Origin of the sequence: Kocuria turfanensis (assembly GCF_001580365.1) — a bacterium.
GTDB lineage: Bacteria > Actinomycetota > Actinomycetes > Actinomycetales > Micrococcaceae > Kocuria > Kocuria turfanensis.
Genome location: NZ_CP014480.1, coordinates 2,350,589 through 2,366,906, shown reverse-complemented (window position 1 = coordinate 2,366,906; position 16,318 = coordinate 2,350,589). Strand labels below are relative to the sequence as shown.

At 73.3% G+C, this 16,318-nt stretch carries 16 protein-coding genes; 6 read left to right on the top strand and 10 right to left on the bottom strand.

From position 1 onward, the window contains the following. Nucleotides 1–108: 108 nt before the first annotated feature. Complete coding sequence (gene dnaB, locus AYX06_RS10935) at nt 109–1,464, bottom strand: replicative DNA helicase (RefSeq protein WP_047805125.1); 1,356 nt, start codon at nt 1,462–1,464, stop codon at nt 109–111. A 141-nt stretch (nt 1,465–1,605) separates the two neighbouring features. Between dnaB and AYX06_RS10930 the strand changes: the two genes are divergently transcribed. Further along, nucleotides 1,606–3,036, top strand: coding sequence for an amidase family protein (locus tag AYX06_RS10930; RefSeq protein ID WP_062735789.1), 1,431 nt, complete (start codon nt 1,606–1,608; stop codon nt 3,034–3,036). Between the two features lie 11 nt (nt 3,037–3,047). On the opposite strand, the gene AYX06_RS20745 is transcribed toward AYX06_RS10930, so the two are convergent. Further along, on the bottom strand, nt 3,048–4,127 hold the full coding sequence (locus AYX06_RS20745) for a patatin-like phospholipase family protein (protein ID WP_062735788.1): 1,080 nt from the start codon (nt 4,125–4,127) through the stop codon (nt 3,048–3,050). A 306-nt stretch (nt 4,128–4,433) separates the two neighbouring features. Next, nucleotides 4,434–4,742 carry a hypothetical protein gene (locus tag AYX06_RS20215; RefSeq protein ID WP_062735787.1) on the bottom strand — a complete coding sequence of 103 codons (309 nt, stop codon included), beginning with the start codon at nt 4,740–4,742 and terminating at the stop codon, nt 4,434–4,436. An 85-nt stretch (nt 4,743–4,827) separates the two neighbouring features. Here AYX06_RS20215 and AYX06_RS20210 point away from each other — a divergent pair, with 85 nt between their 5' ends. Further along, nucleotides 4,828–5,445, top strand: a complete 618-nt coding sequence (locus tag AYX06_RS20210; protein WP_062735786.1) for a class I SAM-dependent methyltransferase — start codon at nt 4,828–4,830, stop codon at nt 5,443–5,445. 74 nt (nt 5,446–5,519) lie between these two features. On the opposite strand, the gene rplI is transcribed toward AYX06_RS20210, so the two are convergent. The 6 genes from rplI to AYX06_RS10885 all read right to left on the bottom strand — a co-directional run bounded on the left by rplI (nt 5,520) and on the right by AYX06_RS10885 (nt 8,440). Next, nucleotides 5,520–5,969 (bottom strand): 50S ribosomal protein L9, encoded by a 450-nt coding sequence (gene rplI, locus AYX06_RS10910; RefSeq protein WP_047805112.1) that lies wholly within the window; start codon nt 5,967–5,969, stop codon nt 5,520–5,522. Nucleotides 5,970–5,988: 19 nt separating this feature from the next. Next, the gene (gene rpsR / locus AYX06_RS10905) at nt 5,989–6,225 is read right to left on the bottom strand and encodes a 30S ribosomal protein S18 (RefSeq protein ID WP_017835048.1); all 237 of its coding nucleotides are present in this window, start codon (nt 6,223–6,225) and stop codon (nt 5,989–5,991) included. Between the two features lie 81 nt (nt 6,226–6,306). Beyond that, nucleotides 6,307–6,936: a single-stranded DNA-binding protein gene (locus tag AYX06_RS10900; RefSeq protein ID WP_062735785.1), complete on the bottom strand. Its 630-nt coding sequence runs from the start codon at nt 6,934–6,936 to the stop codon at nt 6,307–6,309. 112 nt (nt 6,937–7,048) lie between these two features. Continuing rightward, a complete protein-coding gene (rpsF, locus tag AYX06_RS10895; protein WP_047805110.1) occupies nt 7,049–7,354 on the bottom strand; it encodes a 30S ribosomal protein S6 in 306 nt (101 codons plus the stop codon). A gap of 186 nt (nt 7,355–7,540) precedes the next feature. Then, nucleotides 7,541–7,999, bottom strand: coding sequence for a TM2 domain-containing protein (locus AYX06_RS10890; protein ID WP_062735784.1), 459 nt, complete (start codon nt 7,997–7,999; stop codon nt 7,541–7,543). Nucleotides 8,000–8,095: 96 nt separating this feature from the next. After that, nucleotides 8,096–8,440 carry a GNAT family N-acetyltransferase gene (locus AYX06_RS10885; protein ID WP_062735783.1) on the bottom strand — a complete coding sequence of 115 codons (345 nt, stop codon included), beginning with the start codon at nt 8,438–8,440 and terminating at the stop codon, nt 8,096–8,098. Between the two features lie 138 nt (nt 8,441–8,578). On the opposite strand from AYX06_RS10885, the gene AYX06_RS10880 reads away from it, so the two are divergent. The 4 genes from AYX06_RS10880 to AYX06_RS10865 are packed head-to-tail and all read left to right on the top strand — an operon-like array spanning nt 8,579 to nt 15,117. Next, nucleotides 8,579–9,607 carry an extracellular solute-binding protein gene (locus AYX06_RS10880; RefSeq protein WP_062735782.1) on the top strand — a complete coding sequence of 343 codons (1,029 nt, stop codon included), beginning with the start codon at nt 8,579–8,581 and terminating at the stop codon, nt 9,605–9,607. Then, nucleotides 9,604–11,295, top strand: a complete 1,692-nt coding sequence (locus AYX06_RS10875) for an ABC transporter permease (protein WP_062735781.1) — start codon at nt 9,604–9,606, stop codon at nt 11,293–11,295. Before AYX06_RS10880 ends, AYX06_RS10875 begins: the two co-directional genes overlap by 4 nt. Then, complete coding sequence (locus AYX06_RS10870; RefSeq protein ID WP_062735780.1) at nt 11,292–12,473, top strand: ABC transporter ATP-binding protein; 1,182 nt, start codon at nt 11,292–11,294, stop codon at nt 12,471–12,473. The genes AYX06_RS10875 and AYX06_RS10870 overlap by 4 nt, the downstream gene beginning before the upstream one ends. A gap of 22 nt (nt 12,474–12,495) precedes the next feature. After that, a complete protein-coding gene (locus tag AYX06_RS10865; RefSeq protein ID WP_084271578.1) occupies nt 12,496–15,117 on the top strand; it encodes an AMP-binding protein in 2,622 nt (873 codons plus the stop codon). On the opposite strand, the gene AYX06_RS10860 is transcribed toward AYX06_RS10865, so the two are convergent. Continuing rightward, nucleotides 15,098–16,231: a hypothetical protein gene (locus tag AYX06_RS10860; protein ID WP_062735779.1), complete on the bottom strand. Its 1,134-nt coding sequence runs from the start codon at nt 16,229–16,231 to the stop codon at nt 15,098–15,100. The genes AYX06_RS10865 and AYX06_RS10860 overlap by 20 nt on opposite strands. Nucleotides 16,232–16,318 lie beyond the last annotated feature (87 nt).

Genomic DNA, 16,318 nt, shown 5'->3' with positions numbered 1-16,318 from the left:
CATCCTCCGGGACGCCGGATGTACCTCCGGCGAGGGACCCCGGCAAGCGGCCCGTATGCGGTGGGCACCGAGATCCGGCCTCGCGTCCGGCCGGACGCCGGACGCGCTCTACAGCCCCTCGTGGGCCATGTTGGCGAACCGGGAGTAGTGGCCCTGGAACGCCACCACGATCGTCTTCGTGGGACCGTTGCGGTGCTTGGCCACGATCACGTCGGCCTCGCCCGCGCGCGGGGACTCCTTGTCGTAGACGTCGTCGCGGTGCAGCAGGATCACCATGTCGGCGTCCTGCTCGATCGAGCCCGACTCACGGAGGTCCGAGACCATCGGCTTCTTGTCCTGGCGCTGCTCGGAGCCACGGTTCAGCTGGGACAGCGCGATGACCGGCACCTCGAGCTCCTTGGCCAGCAGCTTCAGGGCACGGGAGAACTCCGAGACCTCCTGCTGACGGGACTCGACCTTCTTGCCCGAGCTCATCAGCTGGAGGTAGTCCAGCACCACGAGCTTGAGGTCGTGCTTCTGCTTGAGCCGGCGGCACTTCGCCCGGATCTCCATCAGCGACATGTTCGGGGAGTCGTCGATGAACAGCGGGGCAGAATCCATCTTGCCCATCGTGGTGGCGATCTTCGCCCACTGCTCGTCCTGCAGGCGCCCCTTGCGCAGGTCCTGCATGTTCAACGTCGCCTCGGCGGAGAGCAGACGCATGGCGATCTCGTTGCGGCTCATCTCGAGGGAGAAGATCACCGTGGTCTGGTTGTGCTTGATCGCCGCGGACCGCGCGACGTCGAGGGCCAGCGTTGATTTGCCCATCGCCGGCCGCGCCGCGATGACGATCATCTGGCCGCCCTGGAAGCCCTGGGTCAGCTCGTCGAGCTCGATGAAGCCGGTGGGCACGCCGCGCATGCCCTCACCGCGGGAGCCGGCGGCCTCGATCTCGTCGACGGTGGACTCGATGACCTCCTTGAGCACCGTGTAGTCCTCGGAGGAGCGCCGCTCGGCCACCTGGTAGATCTCGGCCTGGGCGGCGTTGACGATGTCGTCGACCTCGCCGTCGGAGCTGTAGCCCAGCTGCACGATCTTGGTGCCGGCCTCCACGAGGCGGCGCAGCACCCCGCGCTCGCGCACGATCTCGGCGTAGAACCCGGCGTTGGCGGCGGTCGGGACGGAGGAGATGAGGGTGTGCAGGTACGCGGGTCCGCCCACGCGCTCGATCTCGCCGCGCTTGGTCAGCTCGTCGGCCACCGTGATGGCGTCGGCGGGCTCGCCGCGCCCGTACAGGGAGATGACGGCCTCGTAGATGGACTCGTGGGCCGGCTTGTAGAAGTCGACGCCGCGCAGCACCTCCACGACGTCCGCGATCGCGTCCTTGGACAGCATCATGCCGCCGAGCACCGACTGCTCCGCGACGTTGTCCTGCGGCGGGGTCCGTCCGAACTCCCGATCGCCCCCGGACGACTGCTCCGACACGTGCCCACCTCTCCCCTGCGCCCGCGCGGGGGCACGGACGACCGAACGACGACGCCGCCTCGTCTGCGGGCGGCCCCACCATTCTCGCACCGACCGCGGACACCGCTTGCCGCCCGGCGGCGCCCGTGGACACCATGGACCATGACGCTCACCACAGACCTCAGCGGTCCCTGTTCGTGGGACATCCGGACCACCCGGGAGGCGCTGGCCGCGGGCCGGATCAGCCACGTGGAGCACCTCGACGCCCTGCTGGAGCGCCTGCCGCCGGCCCAGCGGCTCGGGGCCGTGATCAGCGCGGACCCGGAGCTGGCGCGCGCCTTCGCCCACGCCCTGGACCGCCGGGAGACCTGGGGCCCCCTGACGGGGATCCCCGTGGCCGTCGAGGACATCGTGGACGTGGCCGGGTTCCCCACCACCGGTGGCACGCGGGCACTGGAGGACCAGGTGGTGGGCCGGGACGCCCCCGCGGTGCGGCGTCTGCGGGAGGCCGGCGCCATCCTGTTCCTGAAGACCAACCTGCACGAGCTGTCCTTCGGCACCACTTCGAACAACGGCTCCTCCGGCCCGGTGCACCACCCGCTGGACCCCGCGCTGGCCGCCGGGGGCAGCAGCGGGGGCTCGGCGGTGGCCGTGGCGGTCGGCCTGGTCCCGGCGGCGGTCGCCGCGGACACGGGCGGTTCCTCCCGCATCCCCGCGGCCCTCTGCGGGATCGTGGGGTTCCGGCCCACCCTGGGCCGCTATCCGTCGTCGGGGGTCCTGCCGATCGCCCACTCCCGGGACACGATCGGCCCCATGGCCCGGACCGTGGACGACGTCGTCCTGCTCGACGCGCTGCTGGCCGGGGAGCGCCCGAGCGGCCCGCCCCGCGCCCGGCACCTGGAGGTCCACGACGAGGGTCCCGGTCCGCTGCACGGTCTCCGGCTGGGCGTCCCCGAGCTGTTCCTCCGGGACCTGGAGCCCGGGGTGGACTCGGTCTTCGGCGCGGCCCTGCGAGCGCTCGAGGCCGCCGGCGCGGAACTGGTCGAGGTGGACATCTCCCCGGCCCAGGACCACGCGGCCGCCGCCGGGATGGCGGTCGCCCTGCACGAGTTCCTGCCGGATCTGGAGGCGTACCTGGCGGACCGGGGCGGCGGGCCCTCCCTGGAGCAGATCCGGCGCGGGATCGGCAGCCCGGACGTCCGGCGGATCTGGGAGCTGGCCGAGGTGTTCCGCGCCGCCGACGACGAGTACCGGGCCGCCCAGCAGGCGCGCCGGCTGGCCCTGCGGCTGTACAGCGGGGCGCTGGAGGCCCGGGGCGTCACGGCCGTGGTGCAGCCGACCTGCCCGGTGACGGCCCGCCCGCTCGGTGACGACCAGACGGTGGAGCTCAACGGCCGCCGCGTGCCCACGTCCGAGACCTTCACCCGCCACTCCGGCCTCGCCGGCATCATCGGCACGCCGGGGATCAGCCTTCCCGCCGGGCGCACCGCGGAGGGGCTGCCCGTGGGTCTGGAACTGGCGGCCGGCCCGGGCTCGGACGCCGTGCTGCTGGACCTCGCCCGGACGGTGGAGGCGCTGCTGCGGGAGCAGTGACCCGGCCGCTCCTACGGGTCGGCGCGCGGACCGGGCCGCGGGGGCGGGAAGCCCTCGGCGCGGTCGAGGGCCTCCTTGGTCGCCCGGCGCCCGAAGGCGATGAGCTCCCCGGCGCGGTGGAAGTCCAGGAGGCGGCCGGTCTGCTTGGGCACCGTGATGAGCAGGTCGGGAGGGTAGCCGGCCAGCCGGTAGCGCAGCACCATGGACTGCAGCGCCTCGAGGGACAGCTGCATGACGTCGAGGGTGCGCAGGCCGGCGGGGAGGGCCCCGAGCACGTCCTCGGCCGCCTCTTCGAGGAGCTCGGCGTCGAGCACCTGCGGGAGCTCCTCCGGGACCTCCCCGGGGAGGCCCTCCCCGAACCTGCGGGCGCGGGCGTCGGCACCGCGGCCGCGCGTCTCCGCGATGCGCTCCATGACGGTGCGCGTCAGCTCCCGGTCCAGGAGGTGGGCGGCGCTGCGGCGGAACCGCTCCGCCCGCTCCTCCGCGGGGCGCGCCGCGGCCGTCTCCCGGGCCGGCACCCTGCCCTCGCCGGGCATCCGCTCCCCCGACAGGGAGACCGCCACGGTGACGTCCGCGCGGGAGGCGACGGTCGCGGCGATGGGCACGGGATTCAGGATGCCGCCGTCGGCGAGCAGGCGGCCGTTGATCATGACGGGGGTGATGATGCTGGGCAGGGCGATCGACGCCCGCACGGCGACGTCGACCGGACCCTCCTGGAACCAGACCTCCTTGCGGGCCAGCAGGTCGGTGGCCACGGCGGTGAAGGGCACGGGCAGGTCCTCGATCAGCGCGCCGTCCAGCAGCTCGCGCACCTTGGCCATGATCTTCTCGGCCCGGATCACCCCGGGCGACGACGGCGAGGGGTCGAGCAGCCGGAGCACGTCCCGCTGGGTCAGTCCCTGCACCCACTGCGCGTAGGGATCCAGGCGTCCCGCCGCGTGCAGCCCGCCGACGAGCGCCCCCATGGAGCTGCCCGCAATGGTCACGATCTCGTAGCCCCGCTCCTCGAGCACCTCGATCACGCCGATGTGGGCATAGCCGCGGGCACCTCCGCTGCCCAGTGCCAGGGCCACGCGCGTGGTGCTGCTCATCGGCCGTTCCTTCCCGGGCAGCCGGGCTGCCCGTGCGGGTCTCCCGCCCAGCCTGGCAGCATCCTCCGCGGGAGGGAAGGACGGCGTCCACGGACCTCGACAGCGCCACAGAGTTTTCCACCCTGTGGACAACCGGTGGAAAACGCCGTGCGCGGCTGTGCACAGGGTGGGGGAAACCCTGTGGAAAGTTGTCCACAGGAGGTCGCCGTTCCCGTTGTGACTAGGTCAAATGGATGCTCACAGGCTGTGCAGGACCGCTCGGGACACCACCGGTGTCATCCACAGCACAGGCGCGCCCGGACACCCTCAGAGCACCGTGGAGACCACGCCCAGCCACAGCAGCGGGTGGCACAGCACGGACAGCACCAGCAGCACCAGGAAGCGGGCCCGGGCGTCCGCGAACCCGACGGCTCCGGCCAGCGCGACCACCGCCGTCACGGTGGCCCCCACCGCCGCGGCCACGAAGCCGACCACGAAGACCGTCATCGCGGTCTCGGCTCCCCCGGAGTTGCCTCCCAGGAAAGCGACGACGAAAGCCAGTACGGTGAAGAGCAGGCACCCCACGCCGAACCAGTACAGGGCGGACGGTGTGACACGCGACATCAGGGACGGCATGCATCCATTGTCCCCGAGGATCCGCGCGGCACCGGCACACCGCTCCAGGAGCGCCCCCGGGCGCCCGAGCCGCCGAGGAGGCCCCGTGGACGACAGCCAGCGCATGTGGGAGGACCGGTACGCCTCCGGGGAGGACTCCCCGGACGGCACCCGGCCGCACCCGGAGGTCGCCGCCCTCCTGGAGCGGACGGCCGGGGAGCACGCGGGCCGCACCCCGGCCGCGCTCGACCTCGGGGCGGGCACGGGCCGGCACACTCTCGCCCTGGCCCTGGCGGGCTACGACCCCACGGCCGTGGACTTCTCCCCCAGCGCCGCGCGCGTCCTCGCCGACGCGCTGGCCGAGCGGGGTCTGCCCGGCCGTGCCCTGGTGGCGGACCTGCGGACCTGGACCCCCGAGCAGGAGCAGCTCTCCGGGCCCGAGGTGGTGCCCCGGCAGTTCGACCTGGTGCTCGCCGTCTACTTCCAGCACGATCTCTCGCTGCTGCGCCGCGCGGCCGAGTGGCTCGTGCCCGGCGGCCGGCTGCTGTGGATCACCCACGCCCCCGGCAGCGTGGAGGGCCCGCCGCCGACCGTCCCGCGCCCGGACCTGGAGGAGACGGTGGCCGTGCTCGAGGGCAAGGGCCTGGACCTGCTGCGCGCCGAGCAGGTCCGCACGACGCCGACCGCGCTCGACGTCGTCGTCGAAGGGACCCGGCCCCGCTGAGGCGCCCCGGACACGCGGAAGGGCCCCCGCGGAACACCGCGGGGGCCCTTCTGCCGTGCAGGACCGGGAACCGGTCAGGCGGGGACGACCTCGAACTCGACGTTCGCGTTGACGTCCTCGTGCAGGCGCACGGAGGCCTGGTACACACCGGTGGTCTTGATGTGCTGGTTGAGCTCGACCTTGCGCTTGTCCACGGAGCCGAGGCCGGCGGCCTCGACGGCGTGGGCGACGTCCTCGGCCTTGACGGTGCCGAAGAGACGCCCCTCGGCGCCGGCCTTGACCGGGATGGTCACGGTGGCGGAGGTCAGCTTCTGGGCCAGGGCCTGGGCGTCCTCGAGCGAGGCGACCTCGCGCGCGGCGCGGGCGGCCTTGATGCTCTCGATCTGCTTCTCGCCGCCGCGGGACCACGGGGTCGCGAAGCCGCGCGGGAAGAGGTAGTTGCGGGCGTACCCGTTCTTGACCTCGACCACGTCACCGGCAGCGCCGAGGCCGGTGACCTCGGTCGTCAGGATGATCTTTGCCATGAGTATCTGTCCTCTCTGATCAGCGGCCGGCGCCGGAGTAGGGCAGCAGCGCGACCTCACGGGCGTTCTTGATCGCCAGAGCGATCTTGCGCTGCTCCTGCACGGTCACACCGGTGACGCGGCGGGCGCGGATCTTGCCGCGATCGGAGATGAACTTGCGCAGCAGCGCAACGTCCTTGTAGTCGATCTCAGTGACTTTGGCAGCCTTGAGCGGGTTCTGCTTTGGTTTGGGCTTACGAAGTTCAGCCTTGGCCATCGTGGTGCTCCTTGTTCTTCAAGTGGAGCCCGCGGCTGGTCACCGCGGGATGGGGTGTGTGTCGGGAAAAGCGGGGAAGGCCTAGAACGGCGGCTCGTCGTCCTGTCCGCTGCCCCAGTCGTAGTTGCCGCCGGAGGACTGGCTCCAGGGATCGTTCTGGGGCGCGGCCTGCGGAGCGGGCTGACGCCCGCCGCCGCCACCGCGGCCGCCGCCGAAGCCGCCGCCCTGCTGGCCGCCGCCGAACCCGGAGTCGCCCCCGAATCCGCCGCCGCCCTGCGGGGCGCCGCCGCCGAAGCCGCCGCCCTGCTGGCCGCCGCCGCCGAAGCCGCCGCCCTGCCCGCCGGAGCGGGCGTTGCGGTTGACCTTGGCGGACGCGTAGCGCAGCGAGGGACCGACCTCGTCGACGTCGAGCTCCGTGACAGTGCGCCGCTCGCCTTCCTTGGTCTCGTACGAGCGCGACTTGAGCCGACCCTGGACGATGACGCGCATGCCCTTCTGCAGGGACTCCGCCACGTTCTCGGCCGCCTCGCGCCACACGGAGCAGCGCAGGAACAGGGTCTCCCCGTCCTTCCACTCGTTGGACTGGCGGTCGAAGGTGCGGGGCGTGGACGCAACGGTGAAGTTGGCCACGGCCGCACCCGACGGGGTGAAGCGCAGCTCGGGGTCAGCGGTCAGGTTGCCGATTACGGTGATGACGGTGTCACCAGCCATGTGGACCTCCCGGGTCGAAGAAGTTCGCGGTCGTACGGGACGTGCTGGGGATTTCCAGCATCTCACCGGTGGGCCCTCGGAGGGCACCCTCGGCGATCAGCCTGTGAAGTCCTTACTCGGCGGAGATCTTCTGCTCTTCCGGGCGGATGATCTTGGTGCGCATGATCGCCTCGTTGAGGTTCAGCACACGGTCGAGCTCCTGGGCAGTCTGCGGGGTCGCGGTGAAGCGGACCACGGCGTAGATGCCCTCGGACTTCTTCTGGATCTCGTAGGCGAGGCGACGGCGGCCCCAGATGTCGACGTTGTCGACGGTGCCGTTGTCCTTGGTGACGACCTCGAGGAACTTCTTGAGAGTCGGCTCCACGGCACGATCCTCGACCTCGGGGTTGATGATCACCATCAGTTCGTATTCACGCATGTTCGAACCCACCTCCTTCGGGCTGAGCGGCTGCGGTCCTTCCGCAGCAGGAGGTTCTGTAGCGTCGTCCGCGCGCCGGCGCCGCACGTCGGGCGGCGGGCACACAGACCTCACAACACTACTACATCCGCGGCTCCGCGCCGAACGGGGCGCCCGGCCCGGGGGCACCGGCGCCCGGCGGGACGCTCACCGGCGGTAGGCGCTCCGGGCGATCGAGGCGTTCACGAAGGCGGTGCGGAACGGCATGGTGAAGATGTCCAGGAACATCAGCAGCCCCCACGGCACGAGGAACAGCAGGCCGATGCCGATGCCCACCGTGCTCCAGCCCAGACCGCCCAGGAACAGGTAGATCAGGCCCCAGACGGGCTGGCGGAGGTAGAACTTGTGCACTCCCAGCGAGCCCAGGAAGAACCACAGGACGTAGGCCAGGAGCAGGGACTTGCCGCCCACCACGTTCACCACGGGCGCCCCGCCGGGCACGCCGTGCCCGCTCCCGTACGGCTGCCCGTACGGCGCGCGGGAATACCCGGTGGGCACCTGGTGACCGGTCCCGAACGGCTGGCCGTAGGGCGCGCCGCGGTACCCCGCGCGGCCGGGATCGTCGTTCAGCGGAACGGGGCGGTAGTACTCGGGCTCGGGAGCCACGGGAGTCCTTTCGGGGCGGGCCGTCGGGGCGGACGGGGATGTCGGGGGACCGTCCGGAGGACGGCCTCGACCAGCACAACGACCGGCCGGTGAGCGCTATTCCGGGCGGCGGACCGCCGCGAGGTGCCCGGGCCGCACCGGCCCCACGTGCCCGGCGAACTCCTCGCGCCCGCGCAGCCAGGCCGCGATGAACGGGCACACGGGCACGATCGTCAGCCCTGCGGCCACGGTGTCCTCGAGCGCGGCGGCGGCCAGCCGGCTGCCCAGGCCCTCACCCTCCCGGTCGTCGTCCACCGTGGTGTGGAAGAAGATCCGCTGGGGTCCGGCCGGGGTGCCGAAGGGGCGGTAGTGGGCCTCCCCGACGACCGTGCCGCCGTCGAGCAGCTCGTAGCGGTGCCGGTCCGGGGCGTGGCGGACGGCGATCGAGTCATCCTGCGGCACGGGTGCTCCTGTCGGGTCGGTGGCGGGGTCCCCGCGGGACCGGCCGCGGCACGGGGGTATTCCGATTAGGCTACGCTTTTCTTGTCAAATGATCGTCGTGCGGTCTCCCGGATCGCCGCACCCGAGGAAGAGGCCCCGATGCGCCGTCGCCCCCTGTACGTCACCACCGGCATCCTGACCGCGATGACGGCGGTCGTCACGGGCTGCGGCACCCTCGGCCTGGGCGAGCAGCCCGCCGACCTGCAGATCTACTCGGCACGGCACTACGACCTCGAGGGCGCGTTCGGCCAGTTCACGGACGAGACCGGGATCACGGTGGAGTTCATCAGCGGCGACGACGCCGAGCTCCTCGAGCGGCTCAAGGCCGAGGGCGACGACACCCCGGCGGACGTGTTCATGACCGTCGACGCGGGCAACCTCTGGAACGCCGCCCGGCAGGACGAGCTCGCCGCGATTTCCTCCCCCGCCCTGGACGAGGCGGTGCCCGAGGACCTCCGGGACCCCCAGGACCGCTGGTTCGGCCTGGCGATGCGGGCGCGCACGCTCACCTACAACCCGGACAACGTCGACCCCGCCGAGTTCGACACCCAGGAGAGCTACGCCGGGCTGGCCGACCCGAAGTGGAAGGGGCGGCTGTGCATGCGGGACGCCACCTCCGCCTACACCCAGTCCCTGGTCGCGAGCCTGATCGACCTGCACGGCCGGGAGAAGGCCCTGGAGATCGTGGAGGGCTGGGTGGCCAACGACGTGGAGATCATGAGCAACGACGTCCTGCTGCTCGAGTCGATCGACGCCGGCACCTGCGACGTGGGGATCAACAACCACTACTACCTGGCCCGCACCCTCGAGGAGAACCCGGAGCTGAACGTCGACCTGTTCTGGGCCAGCCAGGACGGCGCCGGCACCCATGTGAACATCTCCGGGGCGGGCGTGGTCGACGGGGCCGACAACGCCGAGGACGCGCAGCGGCTCATCGAGTGGCTGGCCACCGACGGCCAGAACGCGTTCGTCGACGCCAACCACGAGTTCCCCGTCAACCCCGCCGTGGAGCCCGAGCCGACGATCGCCGCCTTCGGGGAGTTCGAGCGCATGCCGCTCAACGCGGAGGCCTACGGGGACCTCAACGCCGAGGCGGTCGATCTGCTGGCCGAGGCCGGATACCGGTGACCGAGACGGCCGTCCTCGCCGAGGCCCGGCCCCCCGTCCCGCGCCCGCGCCGGGGCGCGGGCACGGGCCGTCCGTGGTGGACGGCCCTCGTCGTCCTCGTCGCGGTCCTCGTCGCGACCCCCGTCCTGGCCGTGGTGGCCGACGGCCTCGGCAGCCTGGGCGAGGGCAGCCCGCCGCGCGGGCTCGGCCGGATGGTGCTCACCACCCTGACGCTCATGCTCGGCGTCGGGGCCGGGACGCTGGTCGTGGGCGGGGGGCTGGCGTGGCTGGTCACCGCCTACCGCTTCCCGCTGCGCGACGTCCTGGTGTGGCTGCTGGTCCTGCCGCTGGCCATGCCGGCCTACATCCTCGGCTTCGTCTTCCTGTCCACCTTCGACGTCTCCGGGCCGGTGCAGTCCGCCCTGCGGGCGGTGCTGGGCACGGACGTGTGGATGCCCGAAGTGCGCTCGCTGCCCGCCGCGATCCTGGTGATGACCCTGACCCTCTACCCCTACGTCTACCTCCTGGCGCGGGCTGCGCTGGTCGAGCAGACGGCGGGCACCCACGACGCGGCGCGGACGCTGGGCGCCGGCCGGGGCCGGGCGCTGCGCCGCGTCCTGCTGCCCCTGGCCCGCCCCTCCCTGGCGGCCGGACTGGCCCTGGTGATGATGGAGACGCTCACCGACTTCGCCACCGTGCAGTACTTCAACGTGCAGACGGTCTCGGTGGGGGTCTACCTGGTGTGGAAGGGCAGCTTCGACTTCCACGCGGCGACCCAGCTGGCCGTGCTCGTGCTGCTCTTCGCGGTGGCCGTCCTGGCCGGCGAGCGCCTGCTCCGCGGCCGGGCCCGGTTCCACCAGCGGGGCGGCCGCGGCCAGGGGCTGCAGCCGGAGCGGCTCTCCGGGTGGCGGGCCTGGGGCGCCGCGCTCCTCGGCGTCGCCGCCCTGTCCGCGGGCTTCCTCCTGCCCGTCCTCCAGCTGCTCGCGTGGGCCCTCGGCGAGGTGCTCGGCGATCCCGCCACCCTGACCGACCCCCGCTTCGCGGACCACCTGACCAACAGCCTCGTGGTCGCGGCGATCGCGGCCGCGGCCTGCGTGGTGCTCTCCCTGGCGATCGCGCACGGCGTGCGGATGAGCGGCGGGCGGCTGGCGGCCTCCGCGGCCCAGCTCACGACGTTCGGCTACGCCGTCCCGGGCGCGGTGGTGGGCATCGGCGTCCTCATCGCCTTCGCCGGGCTCGACACCGCCCTGGAACGCGCGGGCGTCCCGGGCGGCACCGGGCTGCTGGTGACGGGCTCGGTCCTGGGGATCCTCTACGCGTACGTGATCCGCTTCCTCGCCCCGGCCTACCAGGCCGTGGACGCGAGCCTGGGCAAGATCTCCCCGACGATCACCTCCTCCGCGCTCAGCCTGGGCGCCTCCCCGCTGCGGGTCATGGCCCGGGTGCACCTGCCCCTGGCCCGCCCCGGCGTGGCGGTGGCCCTGGTGCTCGTGCTCATCGACGCGGTCAAGGAGCTGCCCATCGTGCTGCTGCTGCGCCCGTTCGGGTTCACCACCACGTCCGTGTGGGTCTACGAGCTCGCCCGCGAGAACTTCTGGGAACGGGCGGCCCTGCCGGCGCTGGTGATCGTGGCGGCCGCGGTCGTGCCCGTGTTCGTCCTGGTCCGGCAGACGCGCCGGGCCGAGCACCACGGAAAGGTGGGCCGATGACCGTGCAGACCGTGAGCGCGGACCGCGCACCCCGCGCCGAGCAGGCGCCCCCCGCCCTGGTCCTCGACCGGGTCAGCAAGCACTACGGGGACTCCGTCGGCGCGAGCGCCCTGGACCTGACGGTGGCGCCCGGGGAGCTGGTGACGCTGATCGGGCCCTCCGGCTGCGGGAAGTCCACGACGCTGCGGCTCGTGGCCGGGCTCGAACGGCCCGACGAGGGGACGATCCGCATCGCGGGGGAGGTGGTGGCGGACGGGCGCCGGTTCCAGGAGCCCGAGCACCGCCGGGTCGGCCTGGTCTTCCAGGACCACGCCCTGTTCCCGCACCTGACGGTCGCGAAGAACGTCGCGTTCGGGCTGGACCGGTCCCCGCGGGCCGAGCGCCGGGCCCGGGTCGGGGAGGTCCTCGAGCTCGTGCGGCTGAGCCACCTCGCCGACCGCTACCCGCACGAGCTCTCCGGGGGCGAGCAGCAGCGCGTGGCCCTGGCCCGGGCGCTGGCGCCCCGGCCGGCCGTCGTCCTGCTCGACGAGCCGTTCTCGAGCCTCGACGAGTCCCTCCGCGCCCAGGTGCGCCGCGACACCACGGCCACGCTGCGCGAGACCGGCACCACCGCGGTGCTGGTCACCCACGACCAGACGGAGGCCCTCTCCGTGGGCCACCGCGTGGTGGTCATGCACGACGGGGTGATCGAGCAGGCCGACACCCCGGAGAAGGTCTTCGAGCAGCCCAGCACCCGGTTCGTCGCCTCGTTCATGGGCGACGCGGACTTCCTCCCGGCGCGGGTGCACCGGGCGCTGCTGACCTGCGAGATCGGCATCGTCTCCACGGTCCCGGGCTGGGCCGACAGCGACGTGGCGGTGGACGTGGTGCTGCGCCCGCACGAGGTGGCCCTGCGCCCGGACCCGGGCTCCCCCGCACGGGTGTCGGCGGTCGAGTACCACGGCGCGTTCGTGCTCCACCACGTGCGCCTGGCCTCGGGCCGGACGCTGCGCTCCTGGCAGCCCCACAACGTCCGCCACCCCGTGGGGACCCCCGTCGCCGTGACGGTGACCGCGGGCACCACCCCGACGCTGCTGGTCGACGACCGGGCGGTCACCGCTCCGCCGCGGACCCGGTCGGGGGCACCGGTGGGGCGTTCACCCATGTCGGACGAATTGGACAAGACTTTTCTTCGCTAATCGATTCTTCTAAGGTGGCGCAGTGACCACGCAACCGGATCTGGCCCGCATCCCCTTCGTGGCCGGGCTCGCCCGGCACGGGGACCGTCCTGCCGTCCTCACCCGGGACGGGACGCTGAGCTACCGGGACCTGGCCGAGCGCGTCGACGCCGTCGCCGCCCGCCTGGGCGGAGGACGCCGGCTGGCGGTCCTGGCCGCGGCCAACGACCTCGACTCCCTCGTCGCCTATCTCGCCGCCCTCAGCGCGGGCCACCCCCTGCTGCTGGTCCCGGCGGACAAGCCGGAGGCCCTGGCCTCCCTCGTGGCCGCCTACGACCCCGACGTCGTGCTCCGGTCCGGGGACGGCTCCCCCGTGGTGGAGGAACGGCGCCGCGGCACCTGCCACGACCTGCACCCCGATCTGGCGCTGCTGCTGAGCACCTCCGGCTCGACCGGCTCCCCGAAGCTCGTGCGCCTCTCGCACGAGAACCTGGCCGCCAACGCCGAGGCGATCGCCGAGTACCTGGCCATCGGTCCCGGCGACCGCGCCGCGACCACGCTGCCGATGTCCTACTGCTACGGGCTGTCGGTGATCAACAGCCACCTGCTGCGCGGGGCCGGGCTCGTGCTGACCGACCTGTCGGTGGTCGACCCCTGCTTCTGGGAGCTGTTCCGCGAGCACGGGGCGACGTCCTTCGCCGCGGTGCCCTACACCTTCGAGCTGCTGGAGCGCGTGGGCTTCGCCGAGATGGACCTGCCCCGGCTGCGCTGCGTCACCCAGGCCGGCGGGCGGCTGGCCCCCGAGAAGGTCCGCCACTACGCCGAACTCGGCCGGCGCCGCGGCTGGGACCTGTTCGTCATGTACGGGGCCACGGAGGCCACCGCCCGGATGGCCTATCTGCCCCCGGACCTGGCGGCCGAGCGCCCCGGGTGCATCGGCGTCCCCGTGCCCGGCGGGGCCTTCCGCCTCGAACCGGTGGAGGGCCTGGCCGACGGCGAGCTCGTCTACACCGGTCCCAACGTCATGCTCGGCTACGCCGAGCGCCCGGCCGACCTCGCCGCCGGGCGCACCGTCGAGGAGCTGCGCACCGGCGACCTGGCCCGCCGGCACCCCGACGGGCTGTACGAGGTCGTGGGGCGGCGCAGCCGCTTCGTGAAGATCGTGGGCCTGCGCGTGGACCTCGGGCAGGTCGAGCGCACCCTCGCCGAGCTCGGCGTGACGGCGGCGGCCGCCGGCTCGGGTCCGGGCTCGGACGAAGGCCTCGTGGTCGCCGTCGAGGGCGACCACGAACCGCGGCTGCTGGGCAAGGTCCTCGCCCAGAGCGTGGGGCTGCCCCGCACCGCCGTCGCGGTGCACGCCGTGGAACGGCTGCCCCGCCTGGCCACCGGGAAGGTGGACTACCCGGCCGTCGCCGCGCTCGCCGCCCCCCGGACCGTTCCGGCCCCGCCCGCGGAGGGCGCGGCGCAGGGACCGCAGGACGTCAAGCGGATCTTCGCGGAGGTGCTGGACCGCCCCGACGCCGGCGACGACGACACGTTCGTCTCCCTCGAGGGCGACTCGCTGTCCTACGTGGCGGCCTCGGTCCGGCTGGAGCAGGCCCTCGGGCACCTGCCGCCGGACTGGCACGTCACGCCCGTCCGGGACCTGGTCCCCCGGCCGGCCCGGCCCCGGCGGCGCCTGGTGTCGTTCCTGGAGACCGGCATCGTCCTCCGGGCGGTCGCGATCGTGTGCATCGTCTGCACCCACGTGGAGCTGTTCACGTTCCAGACCGCCCACCTGCTGTTCGCGGTGGCCGGCTACAACTTCGCCCGGTTCCAGCTCACCGGGCGGCGCCTGCCCCGGCTGCGGCGCCACGTGCGCAGCCTGGGCCGCATCGTGGTCCCCTCCGTGGCCTTCATCGCCGTGGCCCACCTGCTCACCGACGACTACACGGCGGCCAACGTGGTGCTGCTCAACGGGATCGTGGGCCCGCAGGAGCTGACGAGCCAGTGGCACTTCTGGTTCGTCGAGATGCTCGTCTACGTCCTGGTGGCCGTCACGGCCCTCATGGCGCTGCCCTGGGCCGACCGGGCCGAACGACGCCTCCCGTTCGTCTTCCCGCTGCTCCTGCTCGGCGTGGGGCTGCTCAGCCGCTACGACCTGGTGGACCCCGGCCTGCCCAAACCGGCCCCGGTGTTCTGGATCTTCGCCCTCGGCTGGGCGGCCGCCCGGTCCCGGACCACGCTGCAGCGGTGCCTGGTGTCGGCCCTCACGGTGCTGAGCATCCCCGGGTACTTCGACAGCGCGCTGCGGGAGGGCACGCTCGCCGTGGGCATCCTCCTGCTCCTGTGGGCGCCGACGCTGCCCGTGCCGGCGGGGCTGCGGCGCCTGACCGGCCGGCTGGCCGCGGCGTCCCTGTACATCTACCTGACGCACTGGCTGGTCTATCCCGTGCTTCTGCCGGTGCACCCGGTCCTGGCCGTGGTCGCCTCGCTCGCCGCGGGCGTGGCCTACTGGCTCCTGGCCGAACGGGTGCTCCGCAGCCGGATGCTCCGCAGCGGGATGCTCGCGGGCGGACTCCCCGGGGGCGGGGCGCTCGGCGGCCGCGCGCCGGGACGCCGTCGGCGGCCCCGGGCGGGCACACCGGAGCCGGTCGGGCCCGCGGCTACTCCAGGCCCACGCTGATCTCCGCGCTCTGCCCGGTGGAGCGCACGGTGGCGAGCACCGGGAACTCCACGCGCTCCGTGACCGGCTCGCCGTCCTGCAGGTAGCTCAGCCGCGCCTCGGCGGGCCGGTACGGGTCCGCGACCCAGCGCAGGGGGTCCTCCGGCGAGCCGACCAGCACCAGGGCGGGCCGGGAGACGAGCCGCCAGCGGACGTCGGTGATTCCCGGGCCCGCCGCCTCGTCCCCGTCGGGAAGACCCGCGGCGGCGTCCGGGGACTCCCCCGGGCCGGTGCGGCGCGTCGAGGCCGGACAGCCCTCGGGGGCGAGCTCCTCCGAGGCCATGCAGGTGCGCAGCCACTGGGTGATCCGCTCCTCGGTCTCCTGCCACATCCGCGGGGAGGGCTCGATCCGCAGGTCCACGGACGCCGGGCGCGGATCGCGGAAGGCCACCCGCACCGGGGGCAGGGGCACGGGCACCCGGTAGTAGGAGTTGCCGGGCAGCCCGATCGCGTAGTCCCCGGGCAGGGCCTCGAAGCGCCACGCGCCCCCGGGGCCGGTGGGGTCCGGCACGCGCTCGTCCGGGTCCGGGCGGATGCTCTCCCCGTTGACGGAGATCTCGTCCAGGGGTGCCGGGAGGTGGACGGCCAGGGGCGCCACGTCCGGGGAGTCCAGCTCCCAGTGGTCGTTGAAGGGACCGCTGCGCTCCACCCGGTGCACGCCGTAGGTGTGCACCTCCTCCCGGACGCGCTCCCCGCCCCCGGGCCCGTCCCACCACACGCGCGCCCGGATCTCGGCACGGTCGCCCTGCACGTCCACGCGCAGCACCTCGTGGCCGCTGATCCGCCCGGCCGCGTTGCGGTAGACCCGGTTGGCGAAGATGTTGAGCGTGGGATCCGCGACCACGGCCTCCGCCCGGGACAGCAGCTGCCGCGAGCGCCCGTCCTCGAGGCCGGCCAGCCAGGTGTGCACGGGGTCCTGGGGGGCGCGGTCCACGAAGAACCAGTTGAACGCCGAGCTCAGCCCGGTGACCAGGACCACGACCGCCGCCAGCCAGGTCAGCAGCGTCCGGCGCAGCCCGTGGGCGTCCTCGGCGGTGAGGACCGCGCCGGGCTCCCGTTCCCGTGGCACCGTCACCGCAGCCTCCCCGTCCGACGCCAGCTCGTCCGGCGCGCGCCGGTGCTCCGGGCCGCGCGGCGGCCCACCGGCTCACATCGTAGATCC

Excerpts from the sequence above, each read along its gene's own strand:
- rpsF (WP_047805110.1), bottom strand. The coding sequence starts at position 7,354 with ATGCGTGAATACGAACTGATGGTGATCATCAACCCCGAGGTCGAGGAT.
- AYX06_RS10880 (WP_062735782.1), top strand. The coding sequence starts at position 8,579 with ATGCGCCGTCGCCCCCTGTACGTCACCACCGGCATCCTGACCGCGATG.
- AYX06_RS10930 (WP_062735789.1), top strand. The coding sequence starts at position 1,606 with ATGACGCTCACCACAGACCTCAGCGGTCCCTGTTCGTGGGACATCCGG.
- rpsR (WP_017835048.1), bottom strand. The coding sequence starts at position 6,225 with ATGGCCAAGGCTGAACTTCGTAAGCCCAAACCAAAGCAGAACCCGCTC.
- rplI (WP_047805112.1), bottom strand. The coding sequence starts at position 5,969 with ATGGCAAAGATCATCCTGACGACCGAGGTCACCGGCCTCGGCGCTGCC.
- AYX06_RS20215 (WP_062735787.1), bottom strand. The coding sequence starts at position 4,742 with ATGCCGTCCCTGATGTCGCGTGTCACACCGTCCGCCCTGTACTGGTTC.
- AYX06_RS10900 (WP_062735785.1), bottom strand. The coding sequence starts at position 6,936 with ATGGCTGGTGACACCGTCATCACCGTAATCGGCAACCTGACCGCTGAC.
- AYX06_RS20745 (WP_062735788.1), bottom strand. The coding sequence starts at position 4,127 with ATGAGCAGCACCACGCGCGTGGCCCTGGCACTGGGCAGCGGAGGTGCC.
- AYX06_RS10870 (WP_062735780.1), top strand. The coding sequence starts at position 11,292 with ATGACCGTGCAGACCGTGAGCGCGGACCGCGCACCCCGCGCCGAGCAG.